A 14,182-nucleotide genomic window follows, 5' to 3' on the forward strand; every position below is an offset into this window, starting at 1 on the left:
AGGCCAAGGCTGCTGCCACGCACCTGATGGGAGCGCGGCCTGGGCAGGCGTGTGCCCCAAGGGGGCTCAAGCGGCCTGTCCACCGGCCGGGAGCATCGCTCGGACGGCCCCGTCAGCGGCCCTCCTCGGCCCCTCTGCACCCTCCCTCCCCCTCAACAGGGCCCCCATTCCTCTTATGCGCGACAGCGGCAACAGCGGTCTTGATGGCGTTCATGGATAATACGCAGTCGAGCGGCCGGTTGATTCCGGCTGCGGCAGGGCATTGCAACGCGCTCGCAAGCCCTTGAGCAGCCCTGACGCCCCTCCCTGCGGTGCATGTCGCACGCATGCCTGCCGCACGACTCCAGGCAACACGCGGCAGCGAATCACTGTCTTATTTTATCAACAAAGCATGAATACACACCCAAGGGGAGGCGCAAACAAGAACCAGCGGCAACACCAATCCATTGGCACGCCAATTCCAGGGGCGGCGCCTGCCCAACCGGAAGAACTCCCCTTCCTTGACGGGGGAGAAGAATGCCCAGTGAGGGCACTCCCCGCGATTCCATGGGCGCTGGCATCGAACCGATGACGCCTGCATGCCATCAATGGATGGAAGCAATCCGGCACGCCCAGGCACTCCGCAACTCATCGCAGCCTTTGTGCAACATTCCCCAAAGGCTGTCCGACCGAAAGGCAACTTGCAATTGAACGGCGCAGTCCACTAAACCCACTCAAAGCAAGAATCTAGACTTCGGAGATCCCCATGAGGTTCATTCCCGTTGTTTGCCTGACGCTCTCGCTGATTGCGTGTGGCTCGCCGGACGCCGTGCAGCGCGAGGACGCCTTGGAGGCGGTCACACACGAGGAAGCAGCGGCATCAGAAGAGGCGCGGAGTCAGGCGGAATGCTCCGGCGCAGAAGACGATGCGTCCGCTCAGGCATGCGTCAAGCGCTGCTCAGGGGGCCTGCAGGCGGGCCAGCACTGCAGCACCGACTCCAACTGTGGCAAGACGTGCTCGGGGGGCCTGCAGGCGGGCCAGCACTGCAGTACCGACTCCAACTGTGGCAAGACGTGCTCGGGGGGCCTGCAGGCGGGCCAGCACTGCAGCACCGACTCCAACTGTGGCAAGACGTGCTCGGGGGGGACCTCCGCGGGCCGGGCCTGTAATACCGACGCCAACTGCCCCAACGGGCTCTGCAATTCGCACCTCTGCAACTCGCACCTCTGCAACTCGCATCTCTGCGTGACGTACTGCTGAGTCACTCGACTCGGCAACACCGCCTCCCCTGAGCCGGTCGCTTTCTCAGGGGGTAGCGGCTTCCGGCGCCGCCTTCGCGAAGAGCACCAGTCCCCCAAGGAGGATGTGGAAGACCGCGATGGCGCTGATGAACAAGGGCCATCTCCGGTGTGGTCACCCCCTGGCCCTCCGGGAAGCTGCGGCGCGGGTCGCTGTGGCCATGGACCACCTGACCTGGATGCGGTCCCCCACGCGCAACCGCTTCCACAGCTCCGAGGAGATGTTCCGCCGGTGTTCCAGCCGCTGGGTGCCGTCCACGGGGGTGAAGGCGTAGATGAGCACGTAGTCGCTGTCATCCGTGCCCGCGAGGAACCTCTTCTTCACCACCGTGCCTTCCGTGCCCCGCCCCTCTCGGACGATGCGCAGGTCGCGCTGGTAGCTCCCCCAGACCGCCACGGTCATGAAGACCCTCACCACCACGAACACCCCACCCAGGACTCGTGCCGCGATACGAGCATAGGAATGACAGGAGCGCTATTGGGGGTAGCTGGCGGGAGCAGAGCGGGAGGTGAGGGACGCTGACGGGGAGCCCATGAGCGGCACGCCGGGCCGGCGCAGAAGCCCTTTATCTCCAGCAGGCACATGCCAGCCCAGCCCAGCCGCCTTCCCAGGCGGGGCGAGGCAGGGGCCTGGCGCTCTTGGCTGGCTGTGGCGGCTTGAGCTTCAACACCACGCGGCCTGGGGAGGCCCGCGCGCTCCCTCAAGCAGGTGCGCAGGAGGCGAGCGCGGGGCATGAGGCAGCGGCCGGGAAGGAGCGGGTGAAGGAGAGGACACCGCGAGTGGACTTTCGCCGAGTTGCTCAGGAGGACGTTCGACTTCGACGTGTACGCCTGCGTGAGGTGTGGAGGCAGGCTTAAGGGTGTTGGCGAACGTGAAGGGGGCCCCCGGGGTGCGGGCGATTGTGGAGCACCTGGGCATGCCCACGGCCTGTGCGAGGTTGGCCCCGGCACGAGGGCCACCCCAGGCCGTGTGGTGTTGAGGCTCAAGAGGCGCCAACAGGCCAAGGCTGCTGCCACGCACCTGATGGGAGCGCGGCCTGGGCAGGCGTGTGCCCCAAGGGGGCTCAAGCGGCTTGTCCACCGGCCGGGAGCATCGCTCGGGCGGCCCCGTCAGCGGCCCTCCTCGGCCCCTCTTCACCCTCCCTCCCCCTCAACAGGGCCCCCATTCCTCTTATGCGCTATGCTCGAACCGCACCTGTCGGTGACCACGGGCAGCGAGAACGCCAGCGTCACCTTCGGCGCGCTGCCCTCGGGAGCCACCGCCTCGAGCGTCACCTTCCAGATCGCGCTGCACCGCCACGGGAGCCAGCGGTGTGCCGGTGGCCATCACCGCGTGCGCCCTGACCGACGGCGACTTCGTGAACAGGTTCCAGCCGCCCGTGGACACCGGCTGCGTGCCGGATGACCTGGGCCCGGGGTTGTGGATCCGCGCGAGCCGATCGCGTGTTGACGGTCGACCTCGACGCAGCTCGCCCTGCATCGCTGCTGGTGGTGCGCGGCATCACCGCCGATGTGGTCGCCGAGCTCTCGGTCGACGGCGAGTCCTGGGCAGGCGTCGGAATGGACGGCATCGTCGGATCGTTCATCCCCGCGACCAGCGCCCGCTACATCCGCCTGCGCAGCAAGACCGACAACGGCGGGCTGTCGCTGAGTCTGACCGAGCTCTTGCTGTGGTGACGCCGTCCCCAAGGCGTCGGTGCGCTGGCTGAGCGATGGCGCATCCCTGCGGTCGACGGTCGAGATACCAAGAGTGCGCTTGCAGGGCGAGCGGGCGGACGAGCGGACGCTGTCAGGGCGCAAGGCAGCTCGAGCGTTGACATCCACGGTCAAGTCTGGTGAATGTTTGACCCCATAGGAATCCGTTCTCGCGCGCTCAGGTATGCGAAACGCTCCTGCGTCGATGGCGCCCTCGCTCGCGTCCGACGTTCCTTGCCCCGGCCTCTGCGCCGCTCGGCATTCCATCCACCCGGAGTCCACTGACTCCGGTGCATGGGGCGCGTGCGCCCACGTGCATGAACCTGCGGGACGGTCGCCGGCGCCCAGGTGCGCCGGGCAGCTCCCCTGCTCGAGGTGTGTCCAGATGGCTCTTCGTGTCGCGATCATCGGAGCTGGCCCCAGCGGCTTGGCCCAGTTGCGTGCGTTTGAATCCGCTGCCCGCAAGGGAGCGGAGATCCCGGAAATCGTCTGCTTCGAGAAGCAGGAGGATTGGGGCGGGCTCTGGAACTACACGTGGAGGACCGGCCTGGGACGCTACGGCGAGCCGGTGCACGGCAGCATGTACCGGCACCTGTGGTCGAACGGTCCGAAGGAGGCGCTCGAGTTCGCCGACTACTCCTTCGACGAGCACTTCGGCCGGCCGATCCCGTCCTATCCGCCGCGCGAGGTGCTCTACGACTACATCCGCGGGCGGGTGGAGAAGTGCGACGTCCGCAAGTACATCCAGTTCAACACCATCGTTCGTTGGCTCTCCTGGTCCGAGGAGACCCGGAAGTTCACCGTGGTGGTCGACGACCTCGCCAAGCGCGAGGTCCGCGAGGAGTCGTTCGACCGGGTGGTGAACGCAACCGGCCACTTCTCCACGCCGAACGTGCCCTTCTTCGAGGGCATCGACTCCTTCCCCGGTCGCGTGCTGCACGCGCACGACTTCCGCGGCGCCGAGGAGTTCGCGGGAAAGAATCTCCTGCTGATCGGGAGCAGCTACTCCGCCGAGGACATCGGCGTGCAGTGCCACAAGCTGGGCGTGAAGTCGGTGACCATCAGCTACCGGTCCGCCCCCATGGGCTTCAGGTGGCCCAAGGGCATGAAGGAGGTACCACTGGTGAAGCGGTTCGAGGGGAACCGCGCGCACTTCGCGGATGGGACCTCCGCGACGCTCGATGCGGTCATCCTGTGCACGGGTTACCAGCACAAGTACCGCTTCCTTCCCAATGCGCTGCGCCTGGAGAGCCACAACCGGCTCTACCCGCCGGGGCTCTACAAGGGCGTGTTCTGGCAAGGCCAGCCGGAGCTCGCCTACCTGGGGATGCAGGACCAGTACTACACCTTCAACATGTTCGACGCCCAGGCATGGCTGGTGCGCGACGTGATCATGGGGCGCACCGCGCTGCCGTCCGCCGAGGAGCGCGAGGCGGACATCGCGGCATGGGTCGAGCGTGAGGAAGGGATCCAGGATTCGTTCGGGGCGGTGGACTTCCAAACCGCCTACATCCGGGACCTGCTCGACCGCACCGACTACCCGGGCTTCAGCGTGGAGAAGGTCGCGGAGCTGCTGAAGCAGTGGCTGCGCGACAAGCAGGAGGACATCCTCGGCTACCGCGACCGCACCTTCACGTCGCTCGTCACCGGCACCCGCGCCACGCCGCACCGTCGCAAGTGGATGGACGAGTTGGACGACTCGGCGGAGAACTTCCTCGCCGAGGCCCCGGAGCGCAGGGCCGGGTGAGGGGCCCCGGAGGGATGGACCCCGGCGCCGGGGCCGCGCGGCCAAGAAGCGTCGCTCGACGATGACCTCCTTAGGCCTTCCGCTGCCGGCATCCCTACAGGCGGCAAAGGGCGTTTCCGTGCAGGCATTGGCGTAGACGGGGCGACAGGTTCGCAGCGGTGGACCCGGCGGCGTGGAGGGCCTCGTCTTCGGCGGAGCGCTCGAGGCCCTCCGCTGCGGAGAGAAGCGCGAAGGCGCAACGGAACGGGGCCTTATGGTTCCCCCACTCCCGGAGCGCTCGCGCCACCTCGCCAACTCCTGCGCGTGCAGTCACCGGGTCCGGATGGAGGACGGCGACGCGTCCGGCCATCGTCTCGTATCGCCCGGAGACCCGAGAAGTCCCCTGCGCAGACGTGGACCTGCTTCACGCATCCCCGCGCGGGCGCCAGCGGAGAGCAGCCCTTCGCGGGGCGAGCTCCCCGCCCGGGAGCACAAGGTTGAAGGCCGAAACGCTCCCTCAAGCAGGTGCGCAGGAGGCGAGCGCGGGGCTTGTTCACCAAGGCCCTGTCAGAAGCGCAGGTGAGGGCTGAGCACCACCGTCGGCCCCGCCCCCGTACAGATGTTGTCATGGGGCCGGGTGTTGATGTCGCAGCTCTGGAAATACCCTGCCAAGGTGAGGCCTAGCGGGCCATGGATTCGGACTTCCAGACCGCCGCCCGCGGCCAGTGCCAGGTGCGAATTGGTGTATCGATAGGGAGCAAACGCGTCCGTTCTGATTTTGGAGGAGGTGCTGCGTCCCACGCGCAGCGCCACCCAGGGCGAGACACGCCGGTCCCGGAAGAAACGGTAGCGTGCCTCTCCGGCAATCCCCCGGAACTCGCCCCACGGGTGCTCCCGGAGTTCGGCTTGCTCGGACAGGGCCGAATCCAAGGCCCAGGTGGTTCTGAATCTGCGACCCCACTGCAACGCGAGCCCGAATTCCAAACCCACAGGTGTCGCCACGAGCAGATGGGCGCTCAGGAGATGGCCTCGCGTATTGGCGTTCTTGCCGGCGAAAAGGCCTCCTCCGCCGGAGAGCAGAAGCCCCCACCCTGGCGACGGCCATGGCTCCGCGCTCGCAGCGACAGGAAGCAACAGGCTGAGAAACAGGGCTAACGGCATCCAGCGCGCAGGCATCGATTCAATCCCCCTTGAACACGCACACCGGCCCGAGTGCGGGGTGAACATACCCCAAGGCGACGCTGGGCGGGCACTGGGACAGCGTGTGCCCAAGGTCGATGGCAACGGGTTGCGCCAGTCGGTGGGGATGTCTCCGTCGACAACGCGCCATGCGACTGGACGTCTCAATGCACCGTCCCCGCAATCACTTTCACCCCATCCGGTGTCAGAAATACACCATTGCAGTACGTGAAGATCCCCATACACAGCGCGCGTCCTTGATTCGGGGACAATTCGCAATGAGGGGGAAGTCATGAAGAGGTTCAATACGTTGGGAGTTGTGGGTCTGCTCTCTCTGGCCGCTGTGGGTTGCGGTGGCGAGTACACGCCAGAGGAAGAGCAGGCGATGCAGCAGCCGGAGTTGGGGGATGTGGAGCAGGCCGCTGAGTCCGCGTATGTCGACGCGGGCCAGACGCGGGACTTCTCTGCGTGGTTGTTTGGCACCACGCCGTTCACCATCGAGAACCCCTCGCCCATTGCAACGCCGTACACCGCCTACTGCGGCGGCAACAGCATCAGTGGCACCGTCCCCGCCAACGGTTCACACAACAACATGAACCTTAACTGCGCGTGGCTCGGTGCGCGGCTGTACGTGCGCAACAATGGCACGTCGGTTGGCGTCCAGAAGCTCCTCGTCCGCACCTGGTAACACGTCGGACCTGGCAGCACCGCCATCCGGATGGCGTCCTCGGGGAACCCTCTGCAGGGGGTTCCCCTTTTCATCGTGCGCGGGTCCTTGACTGAACGTGATTTCAGGCCAACGGCAGGCGTGTGAAGGCACGCCCCATCGACAATCCGCCTAACCCGTGGGCGAGCACCGAGGTGGAGTACCTGGACGAAATCCCACCGTCGAAGCTGGAGGTCCTTGAGGACCACAGCCGGCAGGTGCTGTCGCACAACGACAGCCCGGACGTGGGCTTCAACTGGAGCGTCAATCCGTACCGGGGCTGTCTCCACGCCTGCGCGTACTGCTACGCGCGGCCCACGCACCAGTACCTGGACCTGGGCGCGGACACCGACTTCGAGACGAAGCTGGTGGTGAATCCCCGCGCGCCGGAGCTGCTGCGCGAGGCCTTCGAGAAACCGTCCTGGAAGGGCGAGACGGTCGTCTTCAGTGGTGTCACCGACTGCTACCAGCCCCTGGAAGCGTCCCTACGCCTGACGTGCGGCTGCTCCCTCAAGCAGGTGCGCAGGAGGCGAGCGCGGGGCATGAGGCAGCGGCCAGGAAGGAGCGGGTGAAGGAGAGGACACCGCGAGTGGACTTACGCCGAGTTGCTCAGGAGGACGTTCGACTTCGACGTTGGTGTAGCCCCCTGAAGAGTCGGACAGGCTCGTTCGGCTAGAAAGCGAGTCTGATGATGGAGAAGAAGACGACAGAGGACGCCCCGGAGGCGGATGGTGCCGAGCCAGGAGGACGGCGGCGCCGTTACTCGGCAGAGGAGAAGCTGCGGATGCTCTCCGAGGCAGAGTCGCCCGGCAGCAGTGTGTCGCTGGTGGCGCGCAAGTACGGCGTCAACCCCAGCCAGTTGTTCCGCTGGAGGCAGCTGAAGGAGGCCGGCAGCGTGTCGGGGCTGAAGGCCGGCGAGGCCGTGGTGCCCGAGTCCGAGATGCAGCAACTCAAGGCGCAGGTGCGCGAGTTGCAGCGGATGTTGGGCAAGAAGACGCAGGAGGTGGAAATCCTGCGGGACGCGATTGCCCTGGCGCGCGAAAAAAAACTGCTGTCGCCCGCGGCCTTGTCGAAGCTGGAGGGCATGCTGTGAGTGCGGTGTCTCGGGTGCTGGGCGTCTCTCGCTCCAACCTGATGCGCACTCCGGGACCTCGGCGGCCCCGGGCGACCGACACCGATGCCGACCACCAGGCGCTGGAGGAACTCAAGGCCGTTGTCGGCCAACGCGTCACCTACGGGTACCGCCGAGCCGGCGCCGTCCTCAACCGGCAGCGCCGCCAGGAGGGCAGGCCCGCCCTCAACCACAAGCGCGTCTACCGTCTCATGCGCCAAGGCCGCCTGCTGCTGCAACGGCATACCGGCAAGCCGACGCGTACTCATGAGGGCCAGGTCGTCACCCTCAAGTCCAACCTGCGGTGGTGCAGCGACGGCTTCGAGGTGCGTTGCTGGAATGGCGAAGTCGTTCACGTCGCCTTCAGCCTCGACTGCTGCGACAGGGAGGCCATCGCCTTCCAGGCCGCCGCCCAGCCTCCCACCTCGCTCACCATCCAGGACCTCATGGCCGAGACGCTCGAAGCCCGCTTCGGCCCGGGCATCTCAAAGGCGCCCCACCCGGTGGAGTGGCTGTCTGACAACGGCCCCGTCTACACCGCCAAGGACACCCGTGACTTCGGCCTCAGCCTCGGCCTGCGGGTGTGCACCACGCCCGCCTACTCCCCCCAGAGCAACGGCATGGCCGAGTCCTTCGTGAAGACCTTCAAGCGCGACTACGTGTATGTCGATGAGGTGCCCTCGGCCTCACACGTTCTCGCCCAATTGCCCCTCTGGTTCGACGACTACAACCGCTGCCACCCGCACCGCGGGCTGAAGATGAAGTCACCCCACGAGTTCCGTACTGCTAACTCTCATCCCTGAGCTGTCCGATTTGACGGGGGCAACTCCAGACGTGTTCGCCTGCGTGAGGTGTGGAGGCAGGATTAAGGGTGTTGGCGTACGTGAAGGGGGCCCCGGGGTGCGGGCAATTGTGGAGCACCTGGGCTTGCCCACGGCCTGTGCGAGGTTGGCCCCGGCACGAGGGCCACCCCAGGCCGTGTGGTGTTGAGGCTCAAGAGGCGCCAACAGGCCGGCGGCTCCTGCCACGCACCTGAAGGGAGCGCGGCCTGGGCAGGCGTGTGCCCCAAGGGGGCTCGAGCGGCCTGTCCACCGGCCGGGAGCATCGCTCGGGCGGCCCCGTCAGCGGCCCTCCTCGGCCCCTCTGCACCCTCCCTCCCCCTCAACAGGGCCCCCATTCCTCTTATGCGCGCGTGATGTCGATGACCGGTTGGATGCTCCTGCTGTTGGCGATGCTCGCGCTGATCGGCGTGCAGGCCCAGACCCCCGAGGCCGCGGTGGTCGAGGCGGTTGCCCAGGACGCGCACGCCAGCTTCGCTTCGACGCTCGCCATGCCTCCCGCTGACGGCGAGGCGCAGCGCGCAGGCACCTCGCTCCTGGGCACGGGTGGCTACCTGATCGCCAATCTCGCGATGTGCGAGGGACGGATCCAAGGCTTCTTCTCCTTCGCGGCACTCGTCACGGGCGGCACCATCGGTGCCGGGCTGGGCCTGCTGGGCGGGACCCTGCTGTGGGCCACTGGATGGCGGCGATGGCGCTTGGTGGGGCGTGGCCGTCGGCATGACCGTGGGCACGACGACCATGCAGCTTCTCGATCCCTCTCACGCCGGCACCGTGTTCGGTGCGACGCTCGTGGGCACGGTGCTGCTCGGCGCGCTCGGCTACGAGCTGACCTCCCACCACAGCGCGAAGCAGTTTCGCTCCGCGCGGCTCTCCGTCGCGCCGACGTTGCTCCCGGGCAGCCGCGGCACGGTGGGCATGGGCGTTGCGCTCAACGGCACCTGGAACTGAGCGCGCCCGCGCGGCGAGGTGGTGGGTCAGCGCGGTTCACCCGCGTCCGGTCCGGCGCGTCGGCGTCCCTCAGGGCGCGGCGGCCAGCGCCTGGGCCTTGGCCCTTCGGCCCCGCCACCAGAGCGCCAGGGTGATGGGAGAGACGAGCACCAGCATCATCAGCGAGCCGACCACCGCGCCCGCAGTGATCGCTGCGGCGAAGCGAAGCGTGGCGCCGAGGCCCGCTCGGTGGGGACCCGCTCCGATCCCGAGCTCCGCGCGCAGGTCCTCGACGTTGCGCTCGAGCAGCGCCTCGTAGTCGCGCCCGTAGGTGGACTGCTCGTCGAGCCCGCGGACGAACGCGCGCCAGGTGCGCACCGGGGCCGTCAGCAGCCCCCCGGTCATGCCGAGAGGTTGAGCACCCAGGCCGCGTGGAAGTCGCCGCAGCCCGCGCCGATCTCCCACGCGGAGATCTCGAACTCGCCCGTGAGGTCGGTGCGATAGCCGGTGAGGACGTGGTGCAGATCGTGGAAGCGCACCGCGCGCTTGCGAGCCTCGGTGTTGGGGAGCGGGAAGGGGAGGGGGCCGAGCTTGAAGTCGACCCAATCGGACGCGTACCCGCCGTCCTCTCCGAAGCCGCTCTCGTCGAAGTAGCGTCGCAGCGCCGTGGCCATGGTCTCCATCGCGTGGACTCCCTCGCAGCGGGCGCAGCTGCCCCGCGGGTTCGCAAGGAGTCTGACGCGGAGACCTCCGTGCTGCACGTCGCGTCCGAGGAGAGGCATCAGGCCCGGCGATGCGCGCGGGGACCGGTGCTCATGCTCCGGCCCGCGGGTGTGCCTGGGCTTCAGGCGGGACGCCGTGTGTACGACCGCGTGAACGGCGGCACCGAGCGCGAGCTCCCAACTCGGAACAGCAAGGCCGGCCATGGGGACGTGCCCCACGACCGGCCTTGCTCCTCGGCGTGTCGACGCGGTCCTATTGCAGGGGCACGCGCTTGAGCTTGAAGGGCGAGGGGCTCTCGCTCATCGTGAAGTAGCTCGCGCCGTTGGCCTCGTACTCGATCGCCTCACCCTGGCCCTCGGTGGTGTCGGTCAGCGTGACGGGCGTCGCGAAGACGGCCGACTCGAAGCCAAGTCCCGGCGTCGCACGGAACTCGTAGACGGTGCGGTAGGTGCGAAGGAGGAAGCGATCCGCGCATGGGTGGATCGCCGCCGCGGTCGCGGCCGAGAAGTTGGCGTCTCCGTTCAGCGGCAGCTGGATCGTGTGGACGTGGATCAGCGTGGCCTGCACGCCCGGCGTCAGCGGCTGGGGGAACTTGTACACGCCGCTCTGCCCCGTGCCCCCGTTCTTGGTGACGACGTAGATGTCCCCGGTGGTGGGGTGCACCATCAGCGACTCCGCGTCCTTCGCGCCGTCCGGATAGACGAACGGGAAGGCCTCGGCGACGAGCCCCCCCGAGGTCTGGCCGTTGGCGAGATCCGGCTCGGGCACGCGGTAGATCGTGAACGACGTGGGGGTGCCACCCGCAGGGAAGTTGGCGCTCCACTTCCCGATGTCACCGATGAAGATGCACGAGCCGCTCGGGCAGGGCCCGGTTGCGAGGTCCTCCCAGTCGGCCGGCGTCACGTTGGTCACGTTGAACGTGCCGATCGTGCTCGCGTTGAGCGTGTCGATCGCGACGATCGCGGTGGTGTCTTCGTTGTGCACGTAGAGCGCGTTGCCGACCACGCGGCTCGCGGCCAGGCCCGAGGGCTCCACGATTTCCGGCGCGGTCACGGTGCCCTGGAGCGTGAAGGTGCTCGCGTACGTGTCGCCGACCATGCAGGTGGGGGCGTTGGCGGCGCGCAGGACGATCACGTGCGCGGTGTTGGTCTGCACGAACGCGGAGCTGCCGGAGAGGCCCGCCTGGAGGCCCGGCGCGGTGAGCGACCGGTAGGCCGCATTGAAGAGCAGTCCGTTGGTGTGACCCAGGCACGCGTCGAAGGCCTCGGTGAAGCCGAGCGGCGGCTCGATGCCGGTGGCAGGGCAGGTGGCGTCCGGCCAGACCTGTGAGCCGTACCAGACGGCGAGGCCACCCGCGCTTCCGGTCACCACGTCGGGCACGGTGAACGACGCGGAGTCGCCGTTCTTCTGGCCTGCGTGCACGTCGATTGGCTGAACCGGATCGACGCCGCTGAAGGCCTCCACGCTCCCCGCCATGTGGGTGGTCGCGTCCAGTTCGAACGCGTAGCTCGCAGGCTCGGAGGCGCCCGCGACGCGGTAGAAGATCCAGGTGCGGATGGCCCAGGCGCTCTGCTCCGAGCGCAGGAACGTCCAGCCGGCGGGCGGCGTGACGGTCGCGGAGATGTTGTTGCGCACGGTCACCCGCGCGATGAGCGCGTCGTTGGCCTCGGTCCCCGACGGCTTGGGGATCGACAGCGAAGCGATCGACAGGCCGCTGTGGTGCGAGCTCCCACGCAACGCGACCCCCGAGGACGGCGCGACCTCGGCGCGGCGAAGGGCGACGACCTGCGCGATGTTGGTCTCGGCGAACGTCGAGCTCCCGTTGAACGGTCCCTGGAGGCCGGCACCGGCGAGGGGCATGAAGGCGGCGTTGAAGACGAGGCCCTGGGACGAGGACACCAGGCAGGTGTCGTAGGTCTCGGCGAAGCCCACGGGGGGCTCGATCGCCGGGGTCGGACACGCGGCGCCGGTCCACGCCTGCGCGCCGAACCAGACGGCAGCCCCGCCCGTGGTCGAGGTGCTCAGCTGCGGCGTAGTGAAGGCCGTCGAGCCGCTGTTGCTTTTGCCGGCGTGCGTGTCGATCGGGTTGGCCGGATCGACGCCGGCATACGCCACGAGGTTGCCGACGAGGTAGCTCGCGATGGCGCTCTGGAAAGTGTGGCTCGCGGGCTCGCTGGCGGTGGCGACGCGGACGAAGACCCAGCCGCGGATGCTCCAGGTGCTCATGTCGGTGCGCACCAGCGTCCAACCTGCAGGCGGGGTAATCTCGGCGCCGATCTGGTTCCGGTTCGCAAGGTGCGCCAGCAGCACGTTACCGGCGGCGACGCCCGTAGGGGTCGAGAGGGTCAGGCTGGTGACCGTCTTGCCGCTCGCGTGCGTGGTGCCGACGAGGGTGATCTCCTCGGTGGCCGGCGGCTGGAGGGGACGCAGCACCACCGCGTGCGTGATGTTGGTGTTGGGGAGCGTGGAGCTGCCGGTGAAGGCGGGCTGGGCACCTGCGGCCCCGAGCTCCGAGGTGGCGGCGCTGTGCAGCACGCCGCGCGACGACGCGACGAGGCAGGTGTCGAGCTGCTCGGTGAAGCCCGTCGGAGGGGTGTGGACCGCGGGGCACGCGGCGCCTCCCCAGACCTGGGCCGAGAACCACACTGCGAGGCCGTTCGCGGACGACGTGGTGGCGACGGGCAGCGCGAGGCTCGCGCTGTTGCCATTCTTCTGGCCCACGTGCACGTCGATCGGCCGGAGCGGATCCGCGCCCGACACCGCGACCAGGGTGGCCGCCATGGAGCTGGCGAGGTCGAGGGTGAAGGTGTGACTGCTCGGCTCGGCCGCGCTGGCCACGCGGAGGAAGAGCCAGGACTTGATGGCCGAGGCGCTCTGCTCGGAGCGCAGCAGCGTCCAGCCAGCGGGTGGGGTGGCGACGGCGGCGACGGCCTCGCGATTGCTCAGCTGCATCACCAGCACATCTCCGGCGGCCGTACCGACGGGGGTGGGGATGGAGAGGGCGGTGATGGCCAGGCCGCTCGCGCTGGTGGTTCCTCGCACGGAGAGCGTGGAGAGGCCCTGGGCCGTCGTCGCATCCTGTACGTCGTCGGGCTGCGCGAGCTCAGTCGTTCCACAGGCGGCCATCAGTAGGGCGGCCGCGATCCACAGACTTCGGAATGGGGTCATGGGGTTTCGATCGGGTGTCGACTCACCGGACTGGAGGTCCGGGAATCGGCCATGTGAAGGACCCCGAAGCGAGAAGCGCAATCGACTGTCATGACACGGGAAAGCTGCCGTGAAACGGCTGGGATCGTCGCGTGGGATCGAAAGAAGGTGGCAGTCCTGTCCATGCGGTCACGCGGAGTACTTGGAGAACGCGAAGCCCAAAGACATCTGCGCACGGTGCAAGGGCCGAAGGGCGGTCGGCACCCCGAGGGGTGGGCATCCAGGCAAGCCTCGTGACCGTGGCTGTGACCGGCTCGTGACGTCAGCAGAACGGTGCTGACATCCTGTGATCTGGAGTGTGCCCGAGGGCTTCTTGTCAGCGTCCGAGCACGCGCCGAGCACGGCGCACGCGGCGAGTACGGCGCATAGATGACGAGTCATCGTTCCTCCTCGCGCCTCAGTACTTGACCCAGATTTCCGTGCCCGGATGAATCTCCGTCAGGGCGTCGTGTTGTGAGGTGTGGAGGCAGGCTTAAGGGTGTTGGCGAACGTGAAGGGGGCCCCCGGGGTGCGGGCGATTGTGGAGCACCTGGGCATGCCCACGGCCTGTGCGAGGTTGGCCCCGGCACGAGGGCCACCCCAGGCCGTGTGGTGTTGAGGCTCAAGAGGCGCCAACAGGCCGGCGGCCCCTGCCACGCACCTGATGGGAGCGCGGCCTGGGCAGGCGTGTGCCCCAAGGGGACTCAAGCGGCCTGTCCACCGGCCGGGAGCGTGCGCTTCGTGTACCCGGCGCGTGGGCGTGCAGGGCGCGCAGTTCGCGGCGCTGGACGTGGCCACGGGCGGGCTCG

Annotated in this window: 11 protein-coding genes and 1 pseudogene; 7 read left to right on the forward strand and 5 right to left on the reverse strand. The window is 68.0% G+C overall.

Annotation, left to right across the window (positions count from 1 at the left end; all coding sequences use genetic code 11):
* Window positions 1-745: 745 nt before the first annotated feature.
* Window positions 746-1,240, forward strand: a complete 495-nt coding sequence (locus OZ403_RS02500) for a hypothetical protein (protein ID WP_268783381.1) — start codon at window positions 746-748, stop codon at window positions 1,238-1,240.
* 153 nt (window positions 1,241-1,393) lie between these two features.
* Here the strand turns inward: OZ403_RS02500 and OZ403_RS02505 are convergent, their stop codons facing one another.
* Window positions 1,394-1,681 (reverse strand): hypothetical protein, encoded by a 288-nt coding sequence (locus OZ403_RS02505; protein WP_268783382.1) that lies wholly within the window; start codon window positions 1,679-1,681, stop codon window positions 1,394-1,396.
* A 1,040-nt stretch (window positions 1,682-2,721) separates the two neighbouring features.
* On the opposite strand from OZ403_RS02505, the gene OZ403_RS02510 reads away from it, so the two are divergent.
* Together OZ403_RS02510 and OZ403_RS02515 are read left to right on the forward strand one after the other, a co-directional pair.
* Window positions 2,722-2,955, forward strand: coding sequence for a hypothetical protein (locus OZ403_RS02510; RefSeq protein WP_268783383.1), 234 nt, complete (start codon window positions 2,722-2,724; stop codon window positions 2,953-2,955).
* A 403-nt stretch (window positions 2,956-3,358) separates the two neighbouring features.
* Window positions 3,359-4,720, forward strand: coding sequence for a flavin-containing monooxygenase (locus OZ403_RS02515; protein WP_268783384.1), 1,362 nt, complete (start codon window positions 3,359-3,361; stop codon window positions 4,718-4,720).
* A gap of 546 nt (window positions 4,721-5,266) precedes the next feature.
* Here OZ403_RS02515 and OZ403_RS02520 read toward each other — a convergent pair.
* Entirely contained in the window at window positions 5,267-5,875 is a 609-nt protein-coding gene (locus OZ403_RS02520) for a hypothetical protein (RefSeq protein WP_268783385.1), read from the reverse strand.
* Between the two features lie 295 nt (window positions 5,876-6,170).
* Here OZ403_RS02520 and OZ403_RS02525 point away from each other — a divergent pair, with 295 nt between their 5' ends.
* From OZ403_RS02525 to OZ403_RS02540, 4 genes and pseudogenes are all read left to right on the forward strand, one after another.
* On the forward strand, window positions 6,171-6,566 hold the full coding sequence (locus OZ403_RS02525) for a hypothetical protein (protein ID WP_268783386.1): 396 nt from the start codon (window positions 6,171-6,173) through the stop codon (window positions 6,564-6,566).
* A 122-nt stretch (window positions 6,567-6,688) separates the two neighbouring features.
* Window positions 6,689-7,090: pseudogene (locus OZ403_RS02530) on the forward strand (PA0069 family radical SAM protein); the annotation flags it as partial.
* Window positions 7,091-7,275: 185 nt separating this feature from the next.
* A protein-coding gene (locus tag OZ403_RS02535) for an IS3 family transposase (RefSeq protein ID WP_442929801.1) occupies window positions 7,276-8,498 on the forward strand; the annotation gives its coding sequence in 2 pieces (ribosomal slippage) (window positions 7,276-7,650 and window positions 7,653-8,498; 1,221 coding nt in all).
* Between the two features lie 744 nt (window positions 8,499-9,242).
* Complete coding sequence (locus OZ403_RS02540) at window positions 9,243-9,485, forward strand: hypothetical protein (RefSeq protein WP_268783387.1); 243 nt, start codon at window positions 9,243-9,245, stop codon at window positions 9,483-9,485.
* 69 nt (window positions 9,486-9,554) lie between these two features.
* Here the strand turns inward: OZ403_RS02540 and OZ403_RS02545 are convergent, their stop codons facing one another.
* The 3 genes from OZ403_RS02545 to OZ403_RS02555 form a co-directional block, all read right to left on the reverse strand.
* The gene (locus OZ403_RS02545) at window positions 9,555-9,869 is read right to left on the reverse strand and encodes a hypothetical protein (protein ID WP_268783388.1); all 315 of its coding nucleotides are present in this window, start codon (window positions 9,867-9,869) and stop codon (window positions 9,555-9,557) included.
* Window positions 9,866-10,147 (reverse strand): hypothetical protein, encoded by a 282-nt coding sequence (locus tag OZ403_RS02550; RefSeq protein ID WP_268783389.1) that lies wholly within the window; start codon window positions 10,145-10,147, stop codon window positions 9,866-9,868. Before OZ403_RS02550 ends, OZ403_RS02545 begins: the two co-directional genes overlap by 4 nt.
* Window positions 10,148-10,439: 292 nt before the next feature.
* The gene (locus OZ403_RS02555; RefSeq protein WP_268783390.1) at window positions 10,440-13,355 is read right to left on the reverse strand and encodes a cell wall anchor protein; all 2,916 of its coding nucleotides are present in this window, start codon (window positions 13,353-13,355) and stop codon (window positions 10,440-10,442) included.
* Between the last annotated feature and the right edge of the window lie 827 nt (window positions 13,356-14,182).

Source organism: Myxococcus sp. NMCA1, from assembly GCF_026810205.1.
GTDB lineage: Bacteria > Myxococcota > Myxococcia > Myxococcales > Myxococcaceae > Myxococcus > Myxococcus xanthus_A.

What these genes read in the sequence shown, in the direction of transcription:
- OZ403_RS02500 (WP_268783381.1), top strand. Translation starts at nt 746, where the DNA reads ATGAGGTTCATTCCCGTTGTTTGCCTGACGCTCTCGCTGATTGCGTGT.
- OZ403_RS02505 (WP_268783382.1), bottom strand. Translation starts at nt 1,681, where the DNA reads ATGACCGTGGCGGTCTGGGGGAGCTACCAGCGCGACCTGCGCATCGTC.
- OZ403_RS02515 (WP_268783384.1), top strand. Translation starts at nt 3,359, where the DNA reads ATGGCTCTTCGTGTCGCGATCATCGGAGCTGGCCCCAGCGGCTTGGCC.
- OZ403_RS02520 (WP_268783385.1), bottom strand. Translation starts at nt 5,875, where the DNA reads ATGCCTGCGCGCTGGATGCCGTTAGCCCTGTTTCTCAGCCTGTTGCTT.
- OZ403_RS02525 (WP_268783386.1), top strand. Translation starts at nt 6,171, where the DNA reads ATGAAGAGGTTCAATACGTTGGGAGTTGTGGGTCTGCTCTCTCTGGCC.
- OZ403_RS02545 (WP_268783388.1), bottom strand. Translation starts at nt 9,869, where the DNA reads ATGACCGGGGGGCTGCTGACGGCCCCGGTGCGCACCTGGCGCGCGTTC.
- OZ403_RS02550 (WP_268783389.1), bottom strand. Translation starts at nt 10,147, where the DNA reads ATGGAGACCATGGCCACGGCGCTGCGACGCTACTTCGACGAGAGCGGC.
- OZ403_RS02555 (WP_268783390.1), bottom strand. Translation starts at nt 13,355, where the DNA reads ATGACCCCATTCCGAAGTCTGTGGATCGCGGCCGCCCTACTGATGGCC.